Below are 25,127 nucleotides of genomic sequence, written 5' to 3'. Positions count from 1 at the left end.
TATGCCGAATCCCTCTACTTACCCTTACCGGCGCTTCCCCACCATACAGGCCGGCGCCGCCGACCATGCTGCACGGGGAACCGATGCCGTAAAACAGGAACTGCACGCCCTGTGTGCAGGCAGCAGCAAAACCGTTGTGACGGTTGAATGCTACCCCGGTACCGATCAAGCGGAGATCCTTGCGCTGTTCCCGCACGCTGGACTTATCATTCATGCAGATGATCTGGCAATCCAACCCGCTGAGCTGGATGCAAAAATCGAACACGAACTGACGGACGACCCTGTGTTCGGCATCATGACCACCTGGCAGATGAAAAATTTTTACCCGGAAGAAGCACTGTGTGCCGCCCGGGGAAAAATTGATGCCGTAACGGATGGTCTGGTACTGGTTTACGGTGTCGGTGCCTCTCTTGTGGAACGTGCAGACATCACCATCTATGCGGACATTACGCGGTGGGAAATTCAGCTCCGTTTCCGCAAAGGGCAGGACAACTGGCATACAGCCATGCATGACCTGCCGCAGCGCGCGAAATATAAGCGCGGCTATTTTGCCGAATGGCGCTGGGGCGACCGGATCAAAGACAAACTGCTGCCGGTTTTTGACTATTATCTCGATACCACATCAGCCGGTGACCCTGCCATTGTGCCGGGCGCTGCTTACCGCGAAGCACTGTCCAAAGCTGCGGCGCAGCCGTTCCGCATGGTGCCTTACTTTGACCCGGGCGTCTGGGGCGGCGACTGGATGAAAACGCATTTTGACCTGCCCGAAAACGGCAGCAACTATGCATGGAGCTTTGACGGTGTTCCGGAAGAAAACAGCCTGCTGTTGGATTTCGGTTCCTGTGTTGTGGAAACACCGGCGCTCAACCTTGTCTATGCGCACCCGCGTGAGCTTCTGGGCGACCGTGTTCATGCGCGCTTCGGCAAGGAATTTCCCATTCGTTTTGATATGCTGGACACCATGCACGGTCAGAACCTTTCGCTTCAGGTTCATCCCCTGACCGAATACATCCAGAGCCATTTCCATATGCACTATACACAGGATGAGAGCTACTATCTTCTGGATGCTGCCGGCGAAGCCCCTTGCGTCTATCTGGGCATTAAAACCGGTACAAAGCCGGAAGAAATGGTCAGCGCCCTGCAGGAAGCCCAGAACGGCGGCAAGCCTTTCCCTGCAGAAAAATTTGTCAACAAGATTCCTGTCAAGAAGCATGACCATGTGCTGATTCCGGCCGGCACTGTACATTGCTCCGGCGCAGATACCATGGTGCTGGAAATCAGCGCTACGCCGTATATTTTCACATTCAAGCTCTGGGACTGGGGTCGCGTTGACCTTGACGGCAAGCCGCGTCCCATCCACCTTGAACACGGTGCGGCCAACATCCAGTGGTATCGCAATACCGAATGGGTTCATAAAAATCTAATCAATGCCGTCGCAGAAGTTTATTCCGACGAAAACGGAACCGTTGTGCGCACCGGCTTGCATGAACGGGAGTTTCTGGACACATTCCGCTTTACAACATCTTCTGCCCTGCCGGTACATCGCAACGGCAGTGTGCATATGCTGAACCTGGTTGATGGTACGCGGGCGGTTCTGCGCAGCAAAAGCGATGCGTTCCCTCCTCTGGAGCTGCACTATGCCGAAACCTGCATTGTTCCTCAGGCAGCCGGCGATTATGAAATTTACAGCCCGGACGGCAGCGAGGTCAAGGTCATTCTTGCCTGTGTTCGCAACTGAGTTATCCTATATGCTGCTGGCTGCCAATCAGGACAGCGGCTGCATCACCTGCTTCCGCAGGGATGAAAAGGCGGGACGTCTGGAACCGGAAAAAGCGGGAATCTCCTGCCCTGTACCGGTATGCATTGTGGCACATCCGGTGTAGAATCGCCGACATTTTATCAATCTCAAAAGTCTGTGGCTTTCCCCCGAAAACCGCAAATCAAATATTAGGAGGTATTTTATCATGGCACATTCCATCAAGACGGTCTATGTTGTCCACCATTCCCACACGGACATAGGCTACACAGATCTGCAGGAACGCGTTATTGCAATTCAGGTCAACTATATCAAAACCGTGCTGTCCATGATGCGTCAGCCGGAATATGCTGACTTCCGCTGGAACTGCGAAACGCTGTACTGCGTAGAGGAGTTCTGGAAACAGGCCAGTGAGGACGACCGCGCTGACTTTGCCCGTTTTGTCAAGGAAGGCAAAATCGGTATTTCGGCCAACTATCTGAACTTCAATGATCTTGTCAATGCGGATGTATTCGGCAAGCGTCTGGCCAAATGGCAGGACAAGCTGCAACCGTTCGGCACAAAAATTCACACAGCCATGGCAGCCGATATCAATGGATTCTCCATGGGCTACCGTGACGCCATGATTGAAAACGGTGTGGAGTTCTTCTTCACGAATGTTCACTGCCACCACGGTATGTATCCGCTGTACCAGAACCAGAATGCTTTCTTCTGGGAAAACGCTTCCGGACAGCGGCTGCTGGTCTGGAACGGCGAACATTATAATCTGGGCAATGTGCTGGGGCTTCAGCCCAACCACGCTGTCAACTGGATGATGCGCAACCGTCTGGGTGAAGATGCCGACGCCGGCACTTCCTTCTCGGATCAGCTGCATACAAATCTTGACAAGTATCTGACCGAATGTGAAACCGAGGGCTATTCGTATGATTTCATCGTAACCGCAGTGTCCGGTGTTTTCAGCGATAATGCGCCGCCGTCTGCCGAGATTATGGAAACCATCCGTGCTTATAATGAAAAGTACGGTCAGGAAGTCCGCGTTGAGATGGTTTCGCTGCAGGAACTGTACGCTGCCATCGCGCCGAAACTTACGGATGCACCTGTTTACCGCGGTGACTGGACGGACTGGTGGGCCAATGGTGTCGGCAGTACCCCTTATGCGGTCAAGCACTACAAGGATGCCGACCACCGTTGGCAGCTTGCAAACCGTCTGGACCCGGATGCAGAAGCACGCTATCCGGCATTGTCCGAAACCGTGCAGGACAACTTGATGCTGTATGCAGAGCATACATGGGGACATTCTTCCACCATCACTAACCCATATGACACGATGGTGCTGAACCTGGATATGCGTAAGAACAGCTACGCATCCAAGGCGCATGAAGCCGCCTCCCTTATGCTTTGCTCCATTGCCGAGAAGAAAGGCGATATGCTCCGCTACTACAACACCACCGGTGCTGTGCGTGCGGTAGGCGTCAGCCACACGAGCCAACCCCAGCTGATCGAGTTTTATATTGAAACTCTTGCACTTGAAGATGTTGAGGTGCGTGATTTGGCAGGAAACCTGTACACCTGCCAGGTATCCCCTCACCCGCGCGGACGCAAAATCAGCTTTATTGATACGCTGTCTTACGGCGAAGAAAAAGAATACATCTACACTGCCCGTCACAAAGCTCCGGAAACGCTGAATACACGTCACTGCTATATGGGCGCTGAAGAAGTACGGGATATTGTGAATGACTACGACCCGGTGACGTACCGCCTGCCGTATGAAGTGGAAAACAAATTCTTCCGCATCTGCTATAAGCCGGGCGATGGCATCACTTCGTTTGTGGATAAGCGCACCGGAACCGAAATGGCCGGCACTGCCATTCCATTCTTCACGCCGGTGTACCAGCGTACGCCTCTGCATCAGGAGGTGCCGTTCTCTTCTTACGAGGAGCGCCGCGCACTGGGTCGCAATATTCGCGGCAAACACGCAGAAACGCACATCGGAAAACTGATGGAAATCACCTGCATGGAACATGGTCCTGTGTTCACCCAGTTGCGTCTGCATTACAGCCTTGCCGGTACAGTAAAAGCTGATGTTCTGCTGAAACTGTATGAAGCAATTCCCCGCATTGACTTTACCCTGGAACTTGGCAAGACAATTTCGGACGAAGTGGAGAGTGTTTTCCTGTCGCTTGATCTGAACCGTCCCGGCAACGGAACCGTGCTTCGCAAGGGTGCGCGTGAGGCTTTCCGCCCCGGCATTGACCAGCTGCCCGGCACCTGCATGGAATTCTATATGTCGGATGACGGCGCGGCACGCCTTTCCCCCGAAGGCGGCGTGTTGATTGCAGCCAGAGATGTTCCCATGTTCTATACCGGCGAGATGCAGCATCACCCCATCCGCCTGTGCGACGGCGCAGCAGAAAACAATGCCCGCCCGCTGTATTCCTGGGTCATGAACAACAACTGGGAAACAAACTTCAAGATGGATTTGTCCGGATTCTGCCAGTATGACTATTCGCTCTGGCTGACCGATATTTCCGACCCCGAACAGGCCATGGACGAGCTGCATGAACAACTGTTTGATCCCTATGTCCTGATCGTGCGCTGAGCAGACCGTGACCGGCTGCAAATTGTAAATCTGTTCTCAATATTGCATCCCGAAATAACTCATTGCGTCCTTCCTAATTTTATTTATGTGTATCTCGAAATGCAAATGTGAGCCTGTTGCCCTTCCTGTATGCCCGACATAGCCAATGACCTGCCCGGCCTGCACCTGCTGACCGGTAGTTACACAGATGGACGAACAGTGTGCATACAAAGTTTCCAGCCCTCCGCCGTGATCGATTTGGATGTAATAGCCGTAGCTGCCGCCCCAGCTGTCAAGGCCATTGGCAACAGTGACCACGCCATCTGCGGCGGCGAGAATCGGCGTACCCTCGGCACAGGCAATGTCGGTGCCGGTGTGGGAGCTTACCTCGCCGGTGATGGGGTCCACGCGGTGACCAAATTGAGAAGTAATCGTACCCGCGACAGGCAGCGGCCATTGCAGGGTGCCTGTCGGGATGCGGGTGCTGTCCGGGTTCATAAGTTCTCCACCGCCCTGTGCAAAACCGCCGAGCAATTCTGCCCACAGTTCCTCATACTGTGGGTCTTGCAGGAGTTGCAGATAGGTGTTCTGGCGGGTGGTGAAATGATAATCTGCCGCCATCTCGTCGGGTGTTTTGTGGGTCAGTTCGATTACGAGGACAGTTTCGGTGATTTCTGTGGTAGTCGGGTTGCCGTCCTCATCGGTAGTTTCTATTGTGGTAGTCTCCGGGTGGGTGGAACAATCCACCGCATTCATCGCCCACATAGTTTCCCGCAGTTTATCTACCTGCTCCTCTGTCAGTGCCGCAACGGGTGTGCCTTGTTCATTTCCTGAAACATACGAAGAAAAGACCGCCAGGACATCTTGCCAACGAATGTAGTACACGTCATCGTTGGCTGTAATGTCTTGGCGGTCATGCTGTACGGTGTCGGAGATTTCTTCCAGCCTGTCGCGGTATTCTGCTGTCAGTGTTTCTACTGCCTGTTGCACGGTAATTGTGTCGGCGTTGGGGGCATTGGCGGCAAAAAAGATGCCATAGGCCGAGCCGGACACAAAGGCCACAAGGCTGATGACAATAATAATACTGAGTGCCACGCTAATCCCTGCAGCAATGGCCGCGACAAGACTGTGCAGGCCGACAAGAAAATGCCGTATTGCCGAGCGCACCGCCACAGCCGTCTTGCAGGTGCTGCTGGCGGCTTTCTGGATAGCAAGCTGCACTTGACGGGTACGGGTCTGCATTTGTGCTTGGGTTGTTATGCTCCGCACAGTTTCATTTGCGGCGGTTCGCAGTTGGCGCTGACCTTGGGTCACACCACGAATATCTCGTGGCGCGGTCTTGGCGGTGACGACTTTTTCTTTCGCCCGCTGGCGGGGCAAATCTGCCCCACGGCGCGGGTGCCGCTCTGCATCGGACAGCGTGCTGCACTCGACTTGTTTGGGGCTGACACCGCGCTCATTGGCGGTGTGGACGCGGATGGTTTCGGTTTGCTCGGCGGAACGGCGTTCCCGGTATTTTTCTATCTGTTTGCGGGCAATCTTGCGCCCTTGCTGCACGGTGAAATCTGTGTTTTGCTTGATGACCGAATAGGATGTATCGGTTACCACCGAGCTGGTATCTTGCGCAGTTGTATAATCACCGTCTCCCTGCGTAGAAGTGCTTTCTCGCAGCATGGTTCGGCTTTTCTCCTTGGCCTCCGCCCACGCCTTTTTCAGCGCAGCTTTCGGGATTTCCCCGGTTGCATTGCTTCTCGGCATATGCGCGGTTGGCTTTTCTTTAATATCTTTCATGGCATCACCCCACGTCATAAATTATTCAAATTGAATTTCAAAATCGTTCAAACAGCTTTTAAATTCTACACACAAGTCGCCGCTATAATAAGTCTCGTAATCAAAACAAACGCGGGAAGCATCCCGCACACCACTGCGCCTTAGACCATGCCAGAGCAATCGCTCGGTCAAGGCCAGACAACAAATTGGGCTAAAGGGCCATTACATATAAAAAAGCAATGCTGTATCTTCCGATTCTGGACGATACAGCATTTTCTTTGCAATTATGAAAAGATGTTGCTATAATAGAATCATCTCTTTGAAACGCGAGGTTTCTCCCATGAATTTATATATCAGTGCCGCCGAGTATGACTACCACACCCTGCTGAAAGTGGCCGAGATGGCAGGGCTTGCCGGAATCATCGGCTTTCATGAAGCTGGGGACGGCTATCTGGTGACCTTCCCGCAGGGGGAAAATGTTCAGGCTCTGATAGATGACTATAAGGGACGGCTGCGGGATTTGGAAAACAATATTTGGCAGCATTAAAATAGGTCTATAAATTTGAAAAATGAAAGGGGCGAACAAACTCCGTAATGAAAAAATATCCATGTCCTTGTTGTGGATTTCTTACCTACAATGTCCCGGCAGATGAAGATTGTGGGTATATTTGTCCCGTTTGCTTTTGGGAGAATGACCCGTTCATCACTTCTGATAACGAGCCAAGCGACTCCAATCATGGAATAACACTAAAAGAAGCAAAATCCAATTTCTTGCAATTCGGTGCTTGTGTAAAAGAAATGCTACGCTATGTTCGACCACCGAGAGATGACGAAAAGGAAATATCATAGCGTCGAATTCAAGTTTGTAGCACCCCTGTGGACCGCTTCGGCGGTCCTCTATTTTTGTATTGCATGGCTTTACTCCTTTTTCTCGGACGGGTTAGTCGACATCAATTTATATAGCTTAGTGTTTCGGGGAAAAGAATTTGTGAAAGGCACGATGTTGCCCGCGCAGCGAATCAGCCCGCAGCCTGCGGGGACGTTGGTGACGTAGCCAAGCTGGTTGTCGGAGATGTTCAGCAACTTTGCCAGTTCAACGCGGTCGGTGGCGCTCTGGTTCAGCATCACCAGAAACTCCGAGTTAGCCAGCATCAGGCGGGCGGTGTCGGAGCGCAGCAGTTCGTCCACATTCTGCGTCAGCCCGGTCACAAGTCCGTTGTACTTGCGGATGCGTTTCCACAGCTTGTAGAGAAAGTTCGCGCTATACTCATAACGGAAAAGCAAGTAAATTTCGTCCATGAAAATCCACGTTCTTTTTCCGATTTTCCAGTTACGGATGACACGGTTATAAATGGCATCCAGCGTCACCAGCATCCCCAGCGGCATAAGCTGTTCACCCAGTTCGCGGATGTCGTAGGCGATGATCCGCGCCTGCGTGTCCACATTGGTGTGCCGGGCAAAGGTGTTCAGCGTGCCGGTAATGAACAACTCGGACGACAGCGCCAGCCCCTGCGCTTCGGGTTCGGGCTGCATCCGGAGCAGACGGTAAAAGTCCTGCAGCGTAGGCGGTGTGCCTTTATAGCCGTTGCGAATGTAGGGCAGGTACACCTGCTCGGTGCAGCGGCCGAGGATGGACTTTTCTTTCGCCGTCACCATGCCGTCACCGATCAGCTGCTCAAACAGTGACAGCACAAACTCGGATTTAGACACGATCGGGTTTCGCTCGTCACCGTAGGCACGGTCCATGTCCAGCGCATTGATGTGGGTGTCAGACGTGGCCGAAATGCGGATGACTTCACCGCCAAGGGCTTCGGTCAGATAGCCGAACTCCGACTCCGGGTCGAGGATGAGAATATCATCCTCGGTGGAAAGCGCGATCTGCACGATTTCTTCCTTGGCGCTCATGCTTTTGCCGGAACCGGACACGCCCAAACGAAAACTGTTGCCGTTCAGCAGCAAGCGGCGATCTGCCACGATCATGTTCTTGCTGACGGCGTTCTGCCCATAGTACAGACCGTTCGGCTGCATGATTTCCTGTGCACGGAACGGAATCAGCACGGCGGTGCTTTCGGTGGTAAGCGTGCGCAGGGCTTGGATTTTCCGCAGTCCATAGGGCAGCACCGTGTCCAGCCCATCCTTCTGCTGCCAGCGCAGCGTGGAAAGCTGGCACAGGTGCTTACGCGCCGTGGAGTAGAGCGTTTCGGTGTCGCTGTCGAGCTGCTCTTTGCTGTCAGCCAGATGCACCAGCGTCACCAGCCCGAACATCATTCGTTGGTCGCGGGTGGTCAGGTCGTCCAGCATTTCCTTGGTTTCCTTGCGCTGCAATTCCATATCGTAAGGAATGGTCGCGGTAAAATTGTTGTTGGCGTTCTGGCGGCGCTGCCAGTTGGCGACATTCGTTTCCACGCCCAGCAGTGTACTTTGCAGCTGGCGGGCGGCCTCATCCGTAGGCACCGGCAGGATGTCAACGGACAGCATCAAATCGCGGTCAAGGTCGCAGAGTTCCGACACAAAGCTGTCCTTGATGTAGCTGGCATAGTCCTGCAAATACAGCACCCTGCCATACCGCGCATCGACCTTAAAATGGTCGGCGGCAAACTCCATGCTGTCGGGGCAGAACCAATCCTTGAAATGTTGACCGCGTTTGGCGTGTTCGTGAATGTTGAACTCTGCCGCAGCCTGCTCTCCGGCCTTGAAAAAGTCGCGGAAAATGTGCAGGCGCTCGGTCAGCGTCAACTCCTGCGCCACCGAGGAAAGCTGCGCAAGGTGCGTCACCAGATCCGTGCCGACACGGGCAAAGTAGCTGCGGGCTTCGTCCGCGTTGCGCTTTACCACGCTTACGGTCAGATAACGCTCCCGCACAATGCTGTTGCTGGTGCCGGTGACCTGTGCGGTCAGCATTTTATTAAATTCATGGCGGTATTCGTCAAGACCGTCTGCCTTGTCAGGCAACAGGACGCTGCGCTCGAGCTCAGCCTTGTTGATACGGCGGTTATAAATCGTGATTTTCGCAGATGCGCCGGAGTCGAGAGCATTCAACAGTTCCGAATAGTCGAGAAACATGGACGTTTTGTCCTCTTTGCTGGCGATGGCGTAGTTGATGTCGGTAAAGGACCACGTTTTGGAATACTGGTTGCCGACTTGGAAAATCCCATCCGCAAAGATGCGGCGGATGGGAATGGCGTCCTGCACACTGCGCGGAATACGGAACTTTTCGCGTTCCATCTTCTGCGCTTTTGACAGGGTTTTAATCAAGCGGTTTCCTCGCTGTCATGGGTGTTTTTCTTCATAGGCTTGCCTCTCTTTCGCTTTATGCCCGCGCGGATGGCGGGCTGCATGGCTTCGTAGTAGTAACTGTCGGACTTGAACACAAGGCGTTTCGGGCAGAGGATTTCAGACTTGAACCACGCCCACAGCACCTGTTCGGCGGTCATGCCATGGTAGGTGAAAAAGCCGCAGGCGGCAAACGGCGCAGCGCCCAAAATGCACATCCAGCCGATTTCTTCGGTGCCGACATACGGCTGCAAGGCAAAGTAAATGCCTACTGCAACACCGACCGCCAGCACCGAGCAAATAAACTGCCGGGTGTTCAAGCCGAAAAAGATGTTTTCATGGTAGTCGCGGACTTCTTTCGGTATTTTGATTTCGATAAGGCAACACCTCTTTACAATCCCATAATTTCTTTGACGATGCGGTCACAGCCCTTTATCGCCCCGACCAGCACTAGCAGGTTAAATGCCAACTCCCCAACGTAAGTCCATACCGCCGTGACAACGGATGCGCCGGTATCCACGGCGGGCGGGCTGGACGAGATGGCAGAGAAAATAATGCAGGAGAGTGCAATCACCACACCCTGCAAGCAGACACCCGCATAACTGCGAATGAAGTTTTTACCCACGCTGCTGGTGGGTTCACCCGCAAAGGTAGACAGCGGTATCGGCGCAATGGCTGCATACATCCACAGGCTGAACATTCTGCCGTAGACCGTGAGGATCATGGTAAAAGATAAAACCGTAATCAGCAGCCCGCCGATCAGCGTAACCGCCCACAGCGGGATGCTATCCCAAAAGCCCACATTGTTGATGGCGTCGATCAACTCCTGCGGCAGCGTCACGCTGCTCATGCCGGAACTGCCCGATTGCGTAATAATGGTGGACACCATGCCCTGCACAATAGAAAACACCGCCAGCATCAATTCCAACCCGTAGGTCACCGCGCCCTTTGCCAGCGCAAAACGGATAAACAGCTTGAGCGCGTGTTCAGGCTTTTTCACTTCCACAAAGCTACCGCAGGTTTTCATAACGCCCACAGCAAAAAACAGCACCAGCAGCCCATAGCCGATTGCCTGCAAAGCGCCGTGAATGCCGGTCATTACGTTCCAGACCTGCCCGCCCTTGAACGTCTGCGGGCTTTCGGTCAGCAGCGACCAGATTTCCTCCAGCTTGTCGTTCCATGTGGAGAGTGCGGCGTTCAGGTTGCTGACGATCCATGACTCACCCACAGGGCATCACCGCCTTCCCTCTTGGAGCAATCCTCACGCGGTAATGAGGTCGAGGATTTCTTTGGCGAACGTAATCACCAGACCGCCCGCCAGCGTCAGGAAACCTTGGCTGCGCTGGCTGGGGTCGTGGCTCTGCAGGGACAGACCGACCTGCACAATGCCCCACCCCAGCAGGATAAGACCCACGGCGCGAATCAGCGAAAAGATGAACGTGGAAAGATTTTCGACCACTACCAGCGGGTCACTGGCGGCAAAGGCGGGCAGCGCAAAAACAATGCCGCACACCATGACGGCGTACAGCGCAAACAAATTGAGAGAAATTTTCACGGATTTTTTGTTATGATTCAGCTTCATGTAGACCTCCGAATTCTTTGTATGGTTGGCTTCATTTCTGCGGCTTCGGCGGGCAGAAAATCGTCCATATCCAGCAGTTCATAGTTTTCGGGCGTGCCGGACAAATCGTCCAGCGCGTTGTCGGCGGCGGTGTAATCGTAGGGTGCGGCGCCGCCGTCCTCGGTGCATCGGATGTTTGGGTGCTTCAGCAGATTGTATTTGTAGTCCACCACCGGGCGCTCCCCTCGGATGAACAAGATGCACTTGCTGTTATCCAACAAGCGCACCTCGTCCGGGGTCATCAAGTCGCGCCCTGATTGCTGGTGATTGATGCTGTAACTGCCGCTGCGCCCTTTGCTTTGGTTATAGCTGGTCGTGGAGATAGTCTCCTTGCCCAGCAGTTCCGAAACATATTTGTGGGTTTCTTTCTCGGTGCCGCCGAGATAGAGAAACTCGTCACATAAGCCCACCAGCGACTCCCAATCATCCTTGTACATAGCCTTTAACTGTGCCATGTTCTGCACGATGATGGAGCAGAAAATTGCGCGGGAACGCATGGTGGCCAACGCCGACAAAAAGGTATCTTTTGGCAAGGAAATATTGGCGTACTCGTCCATAAGGCAATGCACAGGCACAGGCAAACGACCTTTGTGTATGCGGTCGGCTTGGCGATACAGCGTTTGGATGAGTTGTGTGTAAATCATGCCGACCAGATAATTGAGCGACTTATCCGAGTCCGGTATGCAGCAGAACAGCGCAATTTTGCGCTCGCCCAATTCCTGCAAGTGCAGTTCGTCTGTCATCGTCAGCTTGGCGATGGACGGCAGATTGAACGCGGCAAGGCGCACACCCACGCTGACCAAAATGGACTTGGCGGTCTTGCCAGCCGCTTGTTTGAAAATGCGGTACTGCTTACAAGCGATGCTGTCGGGTTCGCGCATTTCCAAGCGCTCGAACAGGATGTCCAGCGGGGATTGGTAGTTGTCGTCATCCTCGTGGACTTCAGCAGCGGAGATCATCTCCATCACCATCGAGAAGTTTTGTTCTTCGGGCGGGGCCTCGTGCAGCAGATACAGCATAAGGGCTTGGAGAAGGGCAGTTTCGGACTTTTCCCAGAAGGGGTCGCTGCTTTTTGAATGTGATGGCGTGGTGTTTTGAATCAGATTTTCAATCAAGGTCAGCACTTCACGGTCATCATGAACATACACAAACGGGTTATAACAGAACGATGCAGCGGGATTTATAAGGTCAAAAACGATAACCTCATATCCCTTCTGCTTCAACAAATTCCCGGTCTTACGCAAAATTTCGGACTTAGGATCTGTAATTACCATAGAACAGGCACATTCCAGCACGTTGGGTACGCCATAGGTGCGGGTCTTGCCTGCACCGGAGCCGCCGACAATGAGGATGTTCGTGTTATGCCTGTGTTTGTAGCCATCTATCCCAATGTGAAAGTGTTGCGTCAGCAGCAGATTCGGCCCTCGCCTGTCCATGTAGAACTTGTTCAAGCGGAACACATCGCCCCACGCCGCCGAGCCATGCTCCGCACCGGGGCGGGTGTTCTTCTGGTCGGTAACTGCCACGATAACCACCACCGCGTAAATCACCGTAAACACCAGCAAAAAGCGCAGGCTGTCTCTGCTCCAAGACAGATCAAACGGCTCTGCCAGTGCGCTGTTCAGCGCATCCAACAGAGCCGTTATTTTCATTCCCGGCTGCCAGCGGCAAGCCACCGCCAGTGCCGCCCACCACACGAGGGGCAGCGGCAGCAGCCAAACCCACCAAGGGTTCTTTCTTCCCGGCGTGGTGGGCTACCTTTCTTCGCCGCGATAGGGCGGGCGTTTTGTTCGCTCGGCATTCCATGCCTGACGTTTTCTCCACAACTTCGGCAAAACTACGGAAAAGTCCCGCGGCATACGTTCCGCCTTGATTTGCGGCAGATTTGCAAACAAATCGCTTTGCAGTGTTTCCCATGCCACTTTGTCGGGCATGTTTTGGGCATAGAATTTGTTGTAGCTGTATGCCAAGTCACTGACTTCAATGTAATGCTTAACTTCCGTCCGCAGCATTTGCCGTTCCCATTCGGTTTCCGGCGCACGACACGGCGCAAGCTGCTCCTGCATGATTGCCTGATGTAAATCGGCAGACGATTTCAGCAGAGTTGGATACTTTCGGTGCAGTTCAGCAGTGACACCCGCTTTCTCAAAATAGATGCGCAGCTTCTGCCCCGCGTAGGCATACCACGCCACATTCCCGCATCCCATCCACTCAGTATCTCGGAACGGAATGTTGAGCGCCGCAAGGTTATCGGGGTCAATCATCGCCTGCCGATAAGCATCGTACCCCTGCATAATCAGCCAGTTACGGAAATCGGTAAATCTGTCATCCGAACTGCCGTCATTGATGATGCAGGCTGCCGCGACCATTTTAGGAAAGTTGGCTTTATTGCGATAGCTTTGCCATACGCAATCAAAGCCGAGCAGTTCATCCTGCGGCAATTTCATGAGTTCCGTGTAAAGGAACTGTTTCACGGACGCTTCATCCTGCATATCCGCTTTGGCGCGGACTCGGTCAATGATCGACCAGAATTTTTCCCATGTCATAGTCGGATTCACCAGATAAACAGCGGCGTGTGCGCGTGCAGCAGCCGGGTCAGTGCGTCATCCACGGCATCGGTGTAACCACCTTCGGCCAAGCGCTGGGTGCGCAGTTGGTTGAGAGCTGCTTTTGCCAGCCGATACTCTGCCGCCGACATCGTCAGCTTACCTCCTGCGGGTAAATCGTTCACCCGCAGGATGAGCCGTCCCGTCACCTCGGTGCTGCCGCCGTGGGCTCGCTGTCCGTAGTAGACATCGCCCAGCGCCCGGAGCAGGATGCTTTTGTTGGCACGGTCGAGTTTAACTTTACGTTCTGTCATTGTTTTTCACCATCCTTTGCTCACAGCATATCATAGAACTGCTGCAATAGCTATCCGTCATTTGAAAACAAACGGAAAACAATCAGCCGCGCTCCTGCTGGCGAGATTGCTTCTTGGCAGACGGCACGGCAACAGCGTATTCTGCGGTGGGAGGCTCACGGGTCTGCACGGCCAGTGTGCGACTCAGACTGCGCAGCAGCCCACCACCAACGGTGTTCACATCCGACAGAAAGCCCCGCTGCTGTTCTTTGCCCAGATTGCCATACAAGGCAACCACGCGGTCAAAGTTGAAAGCGGCGGTGTCAAGCCCATACCGATGCGCGACCATGTAGGCGGCACAGTAACTCGGCGCAGCGTAGGCTTGGCGGTTGTAGGTGTAATCCTTGTGAAAATCTGCCTGTGCGCACTCCCGAACGATAGCGCACAGCGTCGTGCCTGCATCCATGCCGTTGCGGACATAAATCGTGCGGTTCTTGGGAACATACTGCGCTTGGATGCCGTCCGGCAGACTATCCGAGATTTGAATCGGCACTGGGCTGCTCTCGATGGAGGCGGCAATCAGTTCATCCACTTGGTATTCGGCGGGCGGTGGCACAGGCCTGCCGCGCGTCTGGGTGATGTCGAACACCTTGCCGATATTATACCCGGAAGCTTTTCGGCCGTTATTCTCGTACACCTGCCCCACAATGGCCGTGTAACCTTCCTCGCCGGTACGGATATGCCTTCCGGCATCCTTCCATTGCTGGAATGTGCGGGCATCCGTGATGTCGGCGTTCTGGCCGGAGAGCAAAAGCTGGTTCGGCAGCGAGTTTCTGCTTTGCGACATGAAGTTGAGAAATTCCTGCAAGGCCGGGGCATCTGCCAGTACCTCACCCATGCGGGCATCCACCTGCGCCCAAACCGCTTCACGCTCGGTTTTCTTCATGGCAGCGTATTCTTCCTTAGAATACTGCGGTTCTGACGGCGCGGCGTTGTTGAGATATTTATTCAAGTCCATTTACAGTGTTTTCTCCTTTCTCTTGATTTTTACGGGCATCCTCGGCATTCGGTCTTTGGGCGGCTCAACCTTGCGGCGCAGGTAGGCGGTGATGTCGCTTAATTCCATGCGCACGCTGGGGCGCTCACCCTTGGCCCGAAGCTGATCGGCGCGCGGCGACAGCGAGTTTGCAAAAGATTTGCTGCTGTCGGAGAAAGGCTCGGACGGACTGGCGTTCTCCGAGCCCTGCGGAAAACCCATGTTGAACTGTTCCTCGTCTGCGCCAACCTCAAAATCTACCGCACCGTCCTCGGTCTGGACGCGCTCGGTTTCCAGAGCGGTTTCACCACGCTCCTGCTGCACAGTGTCGATAAGTTCTGCCGTGCCGGTGTCCACAATAGCCAGTTGCAGCTTATCGATGATGCGGTTGGCTTTGGAGGCATCATCCTGTAAAATGGCGATCTCAATGTGGTCGGGGTCCATCTTGTCACGGATGGGGCAAAACAGCAGACCATGCGCCTTGGCGGCGCGGGCAAAATCGTGCATACGGTTTTTGTCTACCGTGAAAAATTTCAGCGGTTTCTGTTCTTTCAAAAGGCGGATAAGATGGGTTTTGCCGTGGGTCTTTTTGCTGTCGTGCAGCACCGCCTGTGCGAAAATAAAGAAGTTTTTTGCAGCGGTGCCGGAGATGCGCAGGGCAAACTCTGCACCCTCCAGCGAGTAGCGGACGACCTGGTCTGCGGGTTCAGAGCCGTAATTCATCTGGCATCACCGGCCTTTTCTTTGGGCGAGGGCAAGCGGCTGAACGAGTCCACGCCGGGGATGAGGGCAAGACTGCGCCCGCAGTCCCAATTCATGTGGATTTGTCCGGCATCATCGATGAAATCAACGGTTCCCATAGAGCCGGGAGGCACGGCCATCTCATCTTCCATACAGCTGAGTTGCAGCCGCGTGCCGGGCGGGTACTTGCGGCGCAGGTGTTCGATGTAGTCTTTGTTAGGGTATTTCATAGGCATCTTTCCTTTCATGGTTACAGTGTTAAATCAATATTGGGGTGACAGTCACGCGCACGCTCCTGTTCGCGCTGTTGTTGTTCAGCGCGGTCACGGCGAGCTTCGGTGAGGTGTTGCTGCACCTCTAGGGAGTGTTCTGCGATTTTACGGCAGAGGCGTTCTTCTTGGCGAAGCTGCTTTAAGGCGGTGTTGATTTTCTGGATATGCGAGCTATCCGGGTTTGTCTTGCACAGCGATTTCCTTTCTGCCGTGAGTTGGACAATTTCACCCAGCTTGGCTTGTCGGTAGGTTTCCAGCTGTGCCAGCGTGTCAATGTTGTTCTTAGATAAAAACTCCATCTGCCGGATGCGCTGGTCTAACTTGTAGGCATCCTGCCGCACGGCATAACTTGGACGGCGCGGCTTGCGGGGCAACGCGCCCAACTCGTATAAGTATCGGTAATACAGCGCCCGCAGCCCGGTCAGCTTGCGGCGGGGCTTCTTTTCGCTGTGCAAGCGGCCATGCTGGATGGCGGGTGGCTTTTCCACATAAGGGCAGTATGTTTGTGGATACAAGATGCGCGTCTGGATGGCTTCGGGCGTATACCGCTTGCCCAGCGTTTTGAATCGAACAAAGCGCTCTTTTCCGGGCGGACGCAAAACGGGATACTTGCGCCCCATGCGGACTTCATACCCTTTGCGTTCCAGCACGGAAAGAAACTGCCGCCACGTAAGGCTCTGCTGAATGGCATCGTCCACATCCTGCCGAATAGCTGTGCGCCATGTGGGCTGGTTGTTTTTCTCAGCCCTCCACTTTTCATATTGCCGCTTTCCTCGCAGTGATTCCGGTGTTTCAATGATGGAAAGCCCATACTTTTGGCAAAGCGTGTCTGAAAGGGCGCGTACCTCAGTGTAATAGCTTTTGCTGTTGCTGTGGTACTTTTTCCCATCCTCCAAGCTGACGGCGCTCCATACAATGTGGTTGTGGTAATGCTTAGTGTTCAAATGCGTTGTCACAATTGCTTGGTATTTCCCATGCAGTAGCTGCTCAGCAAACTCGACACCGATCTGGTGCGCCAGTTCTGGAGTCACCTCCCCTTCTGCAAAACTCTGGACAAGATGGTATCCCTGCACACCGGTTTCTTTGTGCCAGCGAAGCGTATTCAATCGCATATCTTCAAAGGCGCTGGTGGTTGTGCAGCCCAGTCCCGTTTCAAAACAGGCTGATTCGGTTTTATCCCGGTTTGCCGCATAGTCCACAGCTTCTTCCAGTGATTTCGGTGTTGTTTTTTCTTTGTTCTGTACATAGTCCACTGTGCGGTCAAGGCGGCGCACAGGGATCACGGATGTGTAAGCCATTTTTCATAGTGACTCCTTTACCAGTTTTCTTTTACTTCCCGCCAGACCTCTTGGGTTAGCCGGGTCATTTCATCCACACTCCCCTGCCCTGCTGTTCCGGTACTGTTGGCACGGTGGGCAAGCTGATTTGCATTGTTGCACAGCCCTGCCACCTTGCGGAGCAGATCGGCGTGGTGCGTGCAGGAACGAGGATGGATTTCTTTGCCTACAATGAGCGTGCGCAGGTATTCCTCTCGGTTCAGACTGCTGGCCGCAACCTGCCGATTCAAGAATGATAATTCATTCTCATCGACATGGAATGAGACAACAAATCTGCGTTTACGCACGGCAGGGGTTTGGGGCATCCCCAAAATGTGCGTCTGGTCGACCAGACGCTATGCTAGCAAAACACGACACCCCGCAAAACGGTTCATGACACAAGGTCGTCGCCCTCCGAAACGGCTTTCTTCAAACCGTCCAAGGTTGTGACAATGCGGTTGTATTTCTGTGCAAGACCGATCTGCGCGTTGGTGGTCGCATCCTGATTGCGGCTGCATACCACCAGCATCTGGCAGCGCAGCAGCTTATCCCGCACAATGGCGGTGTACTCGCTGCGTTCCACGGCATCTTCCAGCACCAAATACTGGCTGTCCTGCAATTTGGGGCATACCGGCAGGTAGCCCAGCAGGTACACCTCGCGGCAGTAATTGCGGAGATGTTTGGAGGTTGCGCCCTCACTGGCGCAGATAAAAGCCCAAGGTCGTTTCATTTTCGTGTTTCCTTTCTGAATTTCGGGAGTGAATCAGATTTGATTCACTTTCCGGTATTTCTTGCAAAATAGTGAATCAGTTCTGATTCACTTCGGATTCAAGGGCAGTTTTCAGCCGTTCGGCGCTGCGTTGGAAGTAGGCGTCCGACATTTCAATGCCGACAGCCGCATAGCCTTCCTGCACAGCGGCCAGCACGGTGGTGCCAGCGCCCGCAAAGGGGTCAAGGATGCGCCCTCCCGGTTCGCAGATCTGCACCATATCCCGCATGAGCTGCAAGGGCTTTTCGGTGACATGGATGCGGTTCTGCGGGTTCGGGTAACGGAACACGCCCGGCAGACACCCAACATTTCTCTCAAGCGGCATTTTGCCGTTGGACCCCCACACAATGTACTCGGACTGCTGACGAAAGCGTCCTTTCTGTGGGCGGCTGGCAACTTTATCCCACACGGCTACACCGCGCCAGGTCCAGCCTGCCCACTGCAAAGCCAGCGTCATGGCGGGCAACTGCCGCCAATCGATGAACAGGCAGACGGGCGCACCGGGCTTGGCAATGCGGCGGGCATCCTGCAGCCATGCCGCCGTCCAGAACATCCAGCTGAGCTGGTCCATCTGGTCGGAGTCAAAGTCGGGAAGCGCTTTGTCTTTGCTCATGCTGCTGTATTTTTCGGTGGGCGTGCGGGTCTTGGTTTGACCGCTGCCGCCGCTGGCATAGGGCGGGTCGGTGATGATGGCATCGAAGCTGTTCGGCTCAAACTGGCGGATGATTTGCAAGGAATCTCCGTGCAGAATCGCCCAGCGGTCACCGCCGCAATGTTCGGGCATCCGGAAATCAGGGTTGAGAATGTTGAGCGTTTCGGGAGTGTTCGTCAAAGGCATCTTCCTTTCGTTTTAGCGTTCAAAATCATGGGTACGGGGTTCTTTCGGGGGCGGTGTCCGGCTGGCCGTCTGCACAGAAACTCGGCCATCTTCGAGTACAAAGCAGTCCTGCGTCCTGTTGTCTAGCTTTGTGCCGGGCAGGACAACAGCATTGCCGCGGCAGACTACATTGCCGGAGATTTCGCCATAGATGCGGGCGCTGCCGTCAATGGTCGGTGCGCACAAGGTTTGCTCATCCTGCCGAATCACGGCATAACCGCAGACACAGCTTTTGCCCGTGAGCAGCCCGCCGCAAATAGCCGCATCATCTTGTGCGATGGCGTGGCCGGTCATCATGGCACTATTGCCGACATAGGCGCAGCCCTTTGCGACGGCGTGATCTGTAAGGATGGCGTCACCGCAGACAACTGCATTTTCACAGGCGATGGCATCCGCTGAAATCCACGCGCGACCCTCTTGGTCGAGGTTATCATAGCTTTCCACATAGCCGCCGAGCATTCCGGCAAGGAGATCCTCGGTCAGATCCGTCACAGCCCGAATGCGATGCAGCTTCGGGTTATCGGGATGGGCGATGTCGGTGATCTCGTATTTCTTCATCTGGCATCACCCCGGTCACGCTTGGGCGTAGGGCTGGGCGACAGTTCGGTTTCCACATACTCGGAAACGATGCTGAGTGCTTTCTGGTAGCTGTCGCAGGACATAACGCGGTCACGCATTTCTTTGGCTTTGTCACCTTGCCCGCTGCTTTTCAGCAGCCGGGATGCGCGACCCATGATGGCGAAAATGTTGCCGTCCTGCCCAATCAGCTGCATCTTGGGCTTCTTGGGACGGTTCATCAGTTTTTTGAACTCTGTCATATCCGGCACATCGCGTTTCAGTTCAAAATCGTGATCCTGCCAGAAATGGACATACAGCTTGCCGTCCCCAACATCGATTTCCCGCTGCTCAAAGCCCTCGCCCCAGCCGTCGCTGTACTGACCGGAAATATATGCGCAGAACACGGCCTGTTCCTCGGCGGTAAGCGGTGCGTCCGTATCGACCCACAGGGAGCCGACCAGTTCACCGTTCACCTCGTCCACCGTGGGAATGGCGCGGACGACCTTGCGGCGGACGGAATCGTCCTCACGGTAATATCGCATCAGGTCGCCGTAAAAATCTTTGACATCCTCGTAGATGGCATCGCGGATAACATCGCGGTAGCCGGTCAATTCCTTGCCGGTGTAAGGGATACCCTCGTATTCGCTGTAGTCATCGTCCAAATCCTCGGTGTCATTCGGGAAAAAGTCCGCAGTCAAGGGAGAATAAAATTTCATCTGCAAATTGCATCACCTCAATTTCTGCCGCACAGGTCATGGTCGATCTGCGCGGCATAGTAATTTTCTATCGTCAGCGGCGCATTGTAGAGCGCCGCCAGTAAGTATTGCTTGATGTTTCGGATGCGGGGCGGGTTGTCCTTGAGGCAATCCAGAACATACTGGATGTGTTCCGCGTTCAGCTTGAGAAATCTGGATTTTACTACCTCTGCAGGCATATTTTCGCCAGCGATACGGATAGCAGCCCGTTTGGAGCAAACCACATCCAGCATCAACTCCACCAGTTCATCCAATCGCATCGTATCCATCGGGTTATTCTGCGCCAAAATCGGATACTCGATATTTTTCAGCAGCAGGGCGCGGTACTCTGTCCGCTGGCCCGCCGCGCGGATAGGATTCGATACGTTATTTGTTTCTTCTTTCTTTATTTCTTTAGTATTTAATTGTGCAGGATTTTCCTGTACAGGTTTTTCCCGTTTAGGCTCTGTCTGTTTTGGTTGGGCACAGCTAGGCTCGTCCTGTTCCGGGGGCTGCGGCTGCTCTAAAACCGTGTACTCCATACCGCGCATCTGACCGTTCTTGTCGCGGATGCGGCGGCGGATAATATACCCCGCCGCTTCTAACTCGCGCACGGTGGCACACACGCTGTCCACGCCCTCTTTGCAGATGGACGCCAACCCGCGCGTGGTATAATCCCAATCTTCGGGCAGAGACAGCATCAAAGATAAAAGCCCCTTCGCCTTGAGCGAAAGAGCCTTGTTGCGCAGATGATGGTTGGACATAATGGTATAATTTTGCGTCTTTTGTACACGGAACACAGCCATAACGATTTACCTCCTGTTTATGCCCTATAAGTGGGCGAACGATTTCTAACTTTCATGTTGATTTCTCTCTATCGGCAAGCCGCCGCGCGGTGGGCGGCAGTTCTTGCCACCAGGTTGTTTTTTGCCATATCAGCGTAATCTCCATTCTCGATGTTGGGCGGCAGGTCGCACACTTGATACTTTTCTCGGTAAAGGTTCCGGATGTTGACACTCGCCATGCGCCCTTTGGCGTCGTTGTCCAGCCGCAGTTCTATCGTGGTGATTTCCGGGTGTTGGCGCAGAAATTCCTGCAAGGCCAGCGGTTCTTTGCCGGAGGATGAAACCCCGCCCAGCGACAGACGGTACTTGTCCGCAGCATCCCCGCAGAGCGTCATCTCGGCCATCGCATCTATGGCAGCTTCAAACACCGCCACCGTGGTGCCGGGCTGCATCGGCGGGATGCAGAATCCGTATTGTTTCTGACTGCCGGGTGCCTCGCGCTTGAATGGTTTCCCATAGTCATAAATACCGCGCAGAGCCGCATATTTCGGCACGCCCTGTGGGTCTTTTCCCAAGAAAACACAGTTGTGATATTCTGCACTTTCGTACAGAATCTTTCTCGCAATGCAGTATCGGATGGTGGGCAGTGAGATGCCGCGCCCCAGCAGATACCGCGTTACGCGGTCATTGGTGGGTGCTTTTCGGGGGAGTTTAAACTGTGGGCGCTCGCGCTCCACCGCTTCATGCTGCACTGGGATGTACATCGGGCTTTCCTCACACAGCAGCTGCACCGCCTCTACAAACGGTACACCTTCCACATAAATCAAATATTTCAGCGCCGACTTGCCGCCGATGTCGCGGCTTTTCCAGTGCCACACACTGGATTCGCCGTTTATCTTGAAGCTGTCATGCTCCGCAAGCTGGTACTCGCCCCGCGCACTGCTTTTCACCAGCGAACCGGGGCGGTACCTCCGCAGAAATTCTATCGCCGTCATCCGGTTGGCGGCATTGACCTGCTCTTTGCTGACGCGCGGCAATTACACAATGTAAGCGGCGAGATCGCTCATACGTTCGATATTTTCCCACGGAAAATCCTCGCGTCCGAAGTGACCGCCCGCCGCCGTGCGGCTATAAATGGGGTTCAGCAAGTTCAACTGCTTGATGATGCCCGCAGGGGTCAGGTCATACGCCTTGCGCACAGCGGCCGACAGGCAATCATCCTCGCAGGGACCACCTGTGCCAAACGTATTCACATCCACCATGACAGGCTCTTTCTCCCCGATGGCGTAGGCCAGCGTGACCTGACAGCGCTGGGCAAAGCCTGCCGCGACGATATTTTTGGCAATAAACCGCGCCATGTACGCGGCGCTGCGGTCTACCTTGGTGGCATCCTTGCCGCTGAACGCACCGCCGCCGTGGGGCGCAAATGTGCCGTAACTGTCCACCATGAGCTTGCGCCCGGTCAAGCCGGTATCGGCATCCGGGCCGCCCTGCACAAACTTACCGCTGGGGTTCAGGATGATTTCCGCGTCGTCGGCGGGCATACCGTCAAAGGCCAGCGGGAACACATATTCGTCCAGCAGATCCGCCAGCTTATTGATGTCGGTGTCCTCCTTGTGCTGGACAGAAACAACCACCGTGGTGATGCGCACAGGCGTGTCGCCGTTGTATTCCATCGTGACCTGCACCTTGCCATCCGGACCGATGTCGGGGATAACGCCGGTCATGCGGGAGATTTCCAACAGCGTTACAAGGCGCTGGGCGGCAACCACAGGCATCGGCAGGTATTCGGGTGTTTCGTTACAGGCGTAGCCGACCATAACGCCCTGATCGCCCGCACCGAGGGTGTCCTCGTCCTCTCCCTCAGCCAATTCCGGCTCGACAGCGCCCGCAATGTCGGGACTCTGGTCGTGGATGTAGCAATCGATTTGGTACGCCTTCGGGTCATAGCCGACATCCCGCAGGGTGTCGCGGACGATGTTGAACACGTCGGGCTTAGCGCTGGTCGTGATTTCGCCTGCCACAATAATGTGACCGTGGGTTGCCATTACCTCACAGGCCACACGGCTGGCGGGGTCATGTTTTAAGCACTCGTCCAGCACGCTGTCGGCAATAAGGTCGCACAGCTTGTCGGGATGGCCGCGCATGACGGATTCTGCGGTGAAAAAACGGGGATGCTCGTTTTCTTTCATGGTTTCGGTGTTTTCAAAAATGTCGTTCATTAGTTCTTCTCCTTGCTTGTTGGATGATTTCGGACAAAGAAAAAAGCCCGCAGGCGGGCTGCGGGCTAGGATGGTGATATTCATATCAGCGCTCCGGGGATTCTTTTGTTTTGGGCGGCGGAGCCATAACGCGGGTATATTCTTCCGGCGTGGTGTGTTCCACGCACAGGGTCTTGCCCAGCAGGAAAAACAGCTGCGGATCGTGGTACAGTTCCTCGTAGCGCTTCATCTGCTGCGGGGTAAGGTCAGTAAAATCGTTGCTGGTCAGCCCGCAGACGAAAAATGTGCCGTGGATAATGTCATAGTCGCCCAGCATACGATTCAGCGGCAGGTTTTCTGCAATGCCGTTGTCATTACAGACGTTATGTGGTGCACCACATAACGTCTGTAATGAGTAGTTCCTACAAATGAGTAGTAATTGAGCAAAATGCCCAGAATCCCGGGCGTTTAAGCATAATTTACTACACATAATCAGAAAGTTTTCTTTCCAAATTGTGTTAACCATTGCAATAAATCTTCATCCTCCTCCCAAGGCATTGTGGTATTGGGTGTGTAATTCGGCACTTTCTCCTCAAATACTTTTCGCTTCATCTCTGCATCGATGCGAGCGTAAACCTCTGTTGTAGAGATGTCTGCATGCCCAAGAAAATCTCGAATATATATCATGTTAACACCAGCTCGCAGCAAGTGCATGGCTTTGGTGTGGCGTAATACATGAGGAGATATATTCTGTGGTTCAAGTACCGGAGATGCCTTTGCCGCATACTTCTTCAGAATATAGGTGACTCCATAGCGAGATAAAGCCTGCTTTTTTGCATTATAAAATAGCGGAATCATCTGAGACTGAGAATCGGAATGAAAGCTGCGGATATATCTGTCCAACAGTTTGCAGGTATCCTTCATCAGGGGAACCTGACGAACTTTTCGTCCTTTTCCAGTTAGAATAACCATTGGGGGGTGTGTTAGACGGACATCTTTCAGCCTAAGATCCACCAATTCCTGTACCCGTGCGCCAGAGTCATACAGTAGTGCAAGAAGTGTCAAATCTCGGAGCCCTTGTCGGGTAGATGCATCTGGTTGGGACAGAAGAAGTGACAGATCATCCTCCGTCAAAAACGGTATCAATGCCTTTTCGTACTTTTTGGGTCGCAGATTAATAATGTCAACGCAGTTTTCTATGTTTTCCGGAAACTTGTACTGTACAAAATGAGCAAAGGCCTTTATGGCGGCAAGTCGCTGGTTTCTTGTTGTAACCGCAATATGGCGGGATGTTTCTAACCAATCCAGAAATTCAGAAACAAGTTCCATATTCAGATAGCGCAATTCTATATAATTTGCGGAGATGCCTTTCTTTTCTTGAAAAAATAGAAGGAGTTGCTTGAAAGTATCTCTGTATGAATTGGTGGTATTGGGACTCACCCCGCATGTAGTAGGCAGATAGATTGAGAAATACTCGGTCAGTGCTTTGGTAAAGTCAGTTTTCCTCATCCGTCTCACCTCCAACCGGAATAATGCCGACAAATGCTCTGTCAAGTTTTTGGGAAAGTTCCGGGAACGAAGCAACCGTCAGGTGAATATACCAACAGGTTTCACGGTAACTCTTATGTCCCAAATACGCGGCAAGGCGAGGAACGATTACCATGGGATCATACCCATCAGAAAGTTGTTTTTCCAGTGTATGAACTGCGAATGTATGCCGAAAATCATGCACACGAGGGCCATTGCCGGTGTGAGGAATATTGCATGCGAATAGCAGCTCGCGAAAATTATCATAGATTGTTTTAATAGAATAATGGCCACAAGCAGATGGAAAGAACCATTCTCTTTCATCTGGTAACTGAGCAGAGTAGCTTCGGAGATACTCTATTACGCTATTGTGGACAGGGACAAGTCTATCCTTACCTCCTCGTATTATAAAGTAGTAGTTATTAGAGTCCCTCTCCAAGGACAAAATGCTACAATAGACAAGGTGCTGTGGAT

At 53.6% G+C, this 25,127-nt stretch carries 28 protein-coding genes; 5 read left to right on the top strand and 23 right to left on the bottom strand.

Annotation, left to right across the window (positions count from 1 at the left end):
* Window position 1 precedes the first annotated feature (1 nt).
* The 3 genes from GPK89_RS08730 (at window position 2) to GPK89_RS08720 (ending at window position 4,355) form a co-directional block, all read left to right on the top strand.
* On the top strand, window positions 2-1,738 hold the full coding sequence (locus tag GPK89_RS08730; protein ID WP_215692489.1) for a class I mannose-6-phosphate isomerase: 1,737 nt from the start codon (window positions 2-4) through the stop codon (window positions 1,736-1,738).
* Window positions 1,638-1,883, top strand: coding sequence for a beta-propeller fold lactonase family protein (locus GPK89_RS16755; protein WP_430750602.1), 246 nt, complete (start codon window positions 1,638-1,640; stop codon window positions 1,881-1,883). Before GPK89_RS08730 ends, GPK89_RS16755 begins: the two co-directional genes overlap by 101 nt.
* 81 nt (window positions 1,884-1,964) lie before the next feature.
* Window positions 1,965-4,355 (top strand): hypothetical protein, encoded by a 2,391-nt coding sequence (locus GPK89_RS08720; RefSeq protein ID WP_215692487.1) that lies wholly within the window; start codon window positions 1,965-1,967, stop codon window positions 4,353-4,355.
* A 36-nt stretch (window positions 4,356-4,391) separates the two neighbouring features.
* On the opposite strand, the gene GPK89_RS16245 is transcribed toward GPK89_RS08720, so the two are convergent.
* Window positions 4,392-6,125 (bottom strand): M23 family metallopeptidase, encoded by a 1,734-nt coding sequence (locus tag GPK89_RS16245; RefSeq protein ID WP_242979474.1) that lies wholly within the window; start codon window positions 6,123-6,125, stop codon window positions 4,392-4,394.
* Window positions 6,126-6,444: 319 nt separating this feature from the next.
* Here GPK89_RS16245 and GPK89_RS08710 point away from each other — a divergent pair, with 319 nt between their 5' ends.
* On the top strand, window positions 6,445-6,651 hold the full coding sequence (locus GPK89_RS08710) for a hypothetical protein (RefSeq protein ID WP_078785333.1): 207 nt from the start codon (window positions 6,445-6,447) through the stop codon (window positions 6,649-6,651).
* 47 nt (window positions 6,652-6,698) lie between these two features.
* The gene (locus GPK89_RS08705) at window positions 6,699-6,953 is read left to right on the top strand and encodes a CPCC family cysteine-rich protein (RefSeq protein ID WP_078785334.1); all 255 of its coding nucleotides are present in this window, start codon (window positions 6,699-6,701) and stop codon (window positions 6,951-6,953) included.
* Between the two features lie 69 nt (window positions 6,954-7,022).
* On the opposite strand, the gene GPK89_RS08700 is transcribed toward GPK89_RS08705, so the two are convergent.
* The 22 genes from GPK89_RS08700 to GPK89_RS08595 form a co-directional block, all read right to left on the bottom strand.
* The gene (locus GPK89_RS08700) at window positions 7,023-9,359 is read right to left on the bottom strand and encodes a VirB4-like conjugal transfer ATPase, CD1110 family (protein ID WP_346344846.1); all 2,337 of its coding nucleotides are present in this window, start codon (window positions 9,357-9,359) and stop codon (window positions 7,023-7,025) included.
* Window positions 9,356-9,754: a PrgI family mobile element protein gene (locus GPK89_RS08695; RefSeq protein WP_215692542.1), complete on the bottom strand. Its 399-nt coding sequence runs from the start codon at window positions 9,752-9,754 to the stop codon at window positions 9,356-9,358. Before GPK89_RS08695 ends, GPK89_RS08700 begins: the two co-directional genes overlap by 4 nt.
* A gap of 14 nt (window positions 9,755-9,768) precedes the next feature.
* Window positions 9,769-10,605: a hypothetical protein gene (locus GPK89_RS08690; protein WP_215692486.1), complete on the bottom strand. Its 837-nt coding sequence runs from the start codon at window positions 10,603-10,605 to the stop codon at window positions 9,769-9,771.
* A gap of 33 nt (window positions 10,606-10,638) precedes the next feature.
* Window positions 10,639-10,959 (bottom strand): glutamyl-tRNA amidotransferase, encoded by a 321-nt coding sequence (locus tag GPK89_RS08685; RefSeq protein ID WP_215692485.1) that lies wholly within the window; start codon window positions 10,957-10,959, stop codon window positions 10,639-10,641.
* Window positions 10,956-12,650: a VirD4-like conjugal transfer protein, CD1115 family gene (locus GPK89_RS08680; RefSeq protein ID WP_215692484.1), complete on the bottom strand. Its 1,695-nt coding sequence runs from the start codon at window positions 12,648-12,650 to the stop codon at window positions 10,956-10,958. The genes GPK89_RS08685 and GPK89_RS08680 overlap by 4 nt, the downstream gene beginning before the upstream one ends.
* A 102-nt stretch (window positions 12,651-12,752) precedes the next feature.
* Window positions 12,753-13,544 (bottom strand): DUF4240 domain-containing protein, encoded by a 792-nt coding sequence (locus tag GPK89_RS08675; RefSeq protein ID WP_215692483.1) that lies wholly within the window; start codon window positions 13,542-13,544, stop codon window positions 12,753-12,755.
* 8 nt (window positions 13,545-13,552) lie between these two features.
* Window positions 13,553-13,858, bottom strand: a complete 306-nt coding sequence (locus GPK89_RS08670) for a hypothetical protein (protein WP_215692482.1) — start codon at window positions 13,856-13,858, stop codon at window positions 13,553-13,555.
* 82 nt (window positions 13,859-13,940) lie between these two features.
* The gene (locus GPK89_RS08665; RefSeq protein WP_215692481.1) at window positions 13,941-14,855 is read right to left on the bottom strand and encodes an ArdC family protein; all 915 of its coding nucleotides are present in this window, start codon (window positions 14,853-14,855) and stop codon (window positions 13,941-13,943) included.
* Complete coding sequence (locus GPK89_RS08660; protein WP_113999116.1) at window positions 14,856-15,596, bottom strand: PcfB family protein; 741 nt, start codon at window positions 15,594-15,596, stop codon at window positions 14,856-14,858.
* Entirely contained in the window at window positions 15,593-15,844 is a 252-nt protein-coding gene (locus GPK89_RS08655) for a DUF4314 domain-containing protein (protein ID WP_215692480.1), read from the bottom strand. Before GPK89_RS08655 ends, GPK89_RS08660 begins: the two co-directional genes overlap by 4 nt.
* Window positions 15,845-15,864: 20 nt before the next feature.
* Window positions 15,865-17,139, bottom strand: coding sequence for a relaxase/mobilization nuclease domain-containing protein (locus GPK89_RS08650; protein WP_346344845.1), 1,275 nt, complete (start codon window positions 17,137-17,139; stop codon window positions 15,865-15,867).
* 62 nt (window positions 17,140-17,201) lie between these two features.
* On the bottom strand, window positions 17,202-17,528 hold the full coding sequence (locus tag GPK89_RS08645) for a plasmid mobilization protein (protein WP_252261583.1): 327 nt from the start codon (window positions 17,526-17,528) through the stop codon (window positions 17,202-17,204).
* Window positions 17,529-17,593: 65 nt separating this feature from the next.
* On the bottom strand, window positions 17,594-17,932 hold the full coding sequence (locus tag GPK89_RS08640; RefSeq protein ID WP_215692477.1) for a hypothetical protein: 339 nt from the start codon (window positions 17,930-17,932) through the stop codon (window positions 17,594-17,596).
* A gap of 76 nt (window positions 17,933-18,008) precedes the next feature.
* Window positions 18,009-18,755 carry a DNA-methyltransferase gene (locus GPK89_RS08635; protein ID WP_346344847.1) on the bottom strand — a complete coding sequence of 249 codons (747 nt, stop codon included), beginning with the start codon at window positions 18,753-18,755 and terminating at the stop codon, window positions 18,009-18,011.
* Window positions 18,756-18,821: 66 nt separating this feature from the next.
* A complete protein-coding gene (locus tag GPK89_RS08630) occupies window positions 18,822-19,406 on the bottom strand; it encodes a hypothetical protein (RefSeq protein ID WP_215692475.1) in 585 nt (194 codons plus the stop codon).
* Window positions 19,403-20,122, bottom strand: coding sequence for a hypothetical protein (locus tag GPK89_RS08625; RefSeq protein ID WP_252261582.1), 720 nt, complete (start codon window positions 20,120-20,122; stop codon window positions 19,403-19,405). The genes GPK89_RS08630 and GPK89_RS08625 overlap by 4 nt, the downstream gene beginning before the upstream one ends.
* A 17-nt stretch (window positions 20,123-20,139) precedes the next feature.
* Window positions 20,140-20,946, bottom strand: a complete 807-nt coding sequence (locus GPK89_RS08620; RefSeq protein WP_215692474.1) for a DUF6017 domain-containing protein — start codon at window positions 20,944-20,946, stop codon at window positions 20,140-20,142.
* A 68-nt stretch (window positions 20,947-21,014) separates the two neighbouring features.
* The gene (locus tag GPK89_RS08615) at window positions 21,015-21,962 is read right to left on the bottom strand and encodes a DUF3991 and TOPRIM domain-containing protein (RefSeq protein ID WP_215692473.1); all 948 of its coding nucleotides are present in this window, start codon (window positions 21,960-21,962) and stop codon (window positions 21,015-21,017) included.
* Window positions 21,963-23,147 carry a methionine adenosyltransferase gene (gene metK / locus GPK89_RS08610; protein ID WP_252261581.1) on the bottom strand — a complete coding sequence of 395 codons (1,185 nt, stop codon included), beginning with the start codon at window positions 23,145-23,147 and terminating at the stop codon, window positions 21,963-21,965.
* Window positions 23,148-23,232: 85 nt separating this feature from the next.
* A complete protein-coding gene (locus GPK89_RS08605) occupies window positions 23,233-23,616 on the bottom strand; it encodes a DUF3846 domain-containing protein (RefSeq protein WP_215692472.1) in 384 nt (127 codons plus the stop codon).
* Between the two features lie 2 nt (window positions 23,617-23,618).
* Window positions 23,619-24,635: a tyrosine-type recombinase/integrase gene (locus tag GPK89_RS08600; protein ID WP_113999125.1), complete on the bottom strand. Its 1,017-nt coding sequence runs from the start codon at window positions 24,633-24,635 to the stop codon at window positions 23,619-23,621.
* The coding region (locus tag GPK89_RS08595) for a tyrosine-type recombinase/integrase (protein ID WP_215692471.1) at window positions 24,622-25,127 on the bottom strand (506 nt) is incomplete at its 5' end. The genes GPK89_RS08600 and GPK89_RS08595, both read right to left, overlap by 14 nt.

The organism is Gemmiger formicilis, from assembly GCF_018784445.1.
Classification (GTDB): domain Bacteria; phylum Bacillota; class Clostridia; order Oscillospirales; family Ruminococcaceae; genus Gemmiger.
This window is presented reverse-complemented; position numbering and strand designations above follow the sequence as displayed.

Coding starts and splice junctions, on each gene's coding strand:
- GPK89_RS08680 (WP_215692484.1), bottom strand. CDS start 12,650: ATGAAAATAACGGCTCTGTTGGATGCGCTGAACAGCGCACTGGCAGAG.
- GPK89_RS08710 (WP_078785333.1), top strand. CDS start 6,445: ATGAATTTATATATCAGTGCCGCCGAGTATGACTACCACACCCTGCTG.
- GPK89_RS08665 (WP_215692481.1), bottom strand. CDS start 14,855: ATGGACTTGAATAAATATCTCAACAACGCCGCGCCGTCAGAACCGCAG.
- GPK89_RS08705 (WP_078785334.1), top strand. CDS start 6,699: ATGAAAAAATATCCATGTCCTTGTTGTGGATTTCTTACCTACAATGTC.
- GPK89_RS16755 (WP_430750602.1), top strand. CDS start 1,638: ATGCCGAAACCTGCATTGTTCCTCAGGCAGCCGGCGATTATGAAATTT.
- GPK89_RS08640 (WP_215692477.1), bottom strand. CDS start 17,932: ATGAAACGACCTTGGGCTTTTATCTGCGCCAGTGAGGGCGCAACCTCC.
- GPK89_RS08655 (WP_215692480.1), bottom strand. CDS start 15,844: ATGAAATACCCTAACAAAGACTACATCGAACACCTGCGCCGCAAGTAC.
- GPK89_RS08605 (WP_215692472.1), bottom strand. CDS start 23,616: ATGTGTAGTAAATTATGCTTAAACGCCCGGGATTCTGGGCATTTTGCT.
- GPK89_RS08625 (WP_252261582.1), bottom strand. CDS start 20,122: ATGAAATTTTATTCTCCCTTGACTGCGGACTTTTTCCCGAATGACACC.
- GPK89_RS08635 (WP_346344847.1), bottom strand. CDS start 18,755: ATGCCCGAACATTGCGGCGGTGACCGCTGGGCGATTCTGCACGGAGAT.
- GPK89_RS08720 (WP_215692487.1), top strand. CDS start 1,965: ATGGCACATTCCATCAAGACGGTCTATGTTGTCCACCATTCCCACACG.
- metK (WP_252261581.1), bottom strand. CDS start 23,147: ATGAACGACATTTTTGAAAACACCGAAACCATGAAAGAAAACGAGCAT.
- GPK89_RS16245 (WP_242979474.1), bottom strand. CDS start 6,125: ATGAAAGATATTAAAGAAAAGCCAACCGCGCATATGCCGAGAAGCAAT.
- GPK89_RS08645 (WP_252261583.1), bottom strand. CDS start 17,528: ATGCCCCAAACCCCTGCCGTGCGTAAACGCAGATTTGTTGTCTCATTC.
- GPK89_RS08670 (WP_215692482.1), bottom strand. CDS start 13,858: ATGACAGAACGTAAAGTTAAACTCGACCGTGCCAACAAAAGCATCCTG.
- GPK89_RS08675 (WP_215692483.1), bottom strand. CDS start 13,544: ATGACATGGGAAAAATTCTGGTCGATCATTGACCGAGTCCGCGCCAAA.
- GPK89_RS08630 (WP_215692475.1), bottom strand. CDS start 19,406: ATGAAGAAATACGAGATCACCGACATCGCCCATCCCGATAACCCGAAG.
- GPK89_RS08685 (WP_215692485.1), bottom strand. CDS start 10,959: ATGAAGCTGAATCATAACAAAAAATCCGTGAAAATTTCTCTCAATTTG.
- GPK89_RS08600 (WP_113999125.1), bottom strand. CDS start 24,635: ATGAGGAAAACTGACTTTACCAAAGCACTGACCGAGTATTTCTCAATC.
- GPK89_RS08660 (WP_113999116.1), bottom strand. CDS start 15,596: ATGAATTACGGCTCTGAACCCGCAGACCAGGTCGTCCGCTACTCGCTG.
- GPK89_RS08730 (WP_215692489.1), top strand. CDS start 2: ATGCCGAATCCCTCTACTTACCCTTACCGGCGCTTCCCCACCATACAG.
- GPK89_RS08620 (WP_215692474.1), bottom strand. CDS start 20,946: ATGGCTGTGTTCCGTGTACAAAAGACGCAAAATTATACCATTATGTCC.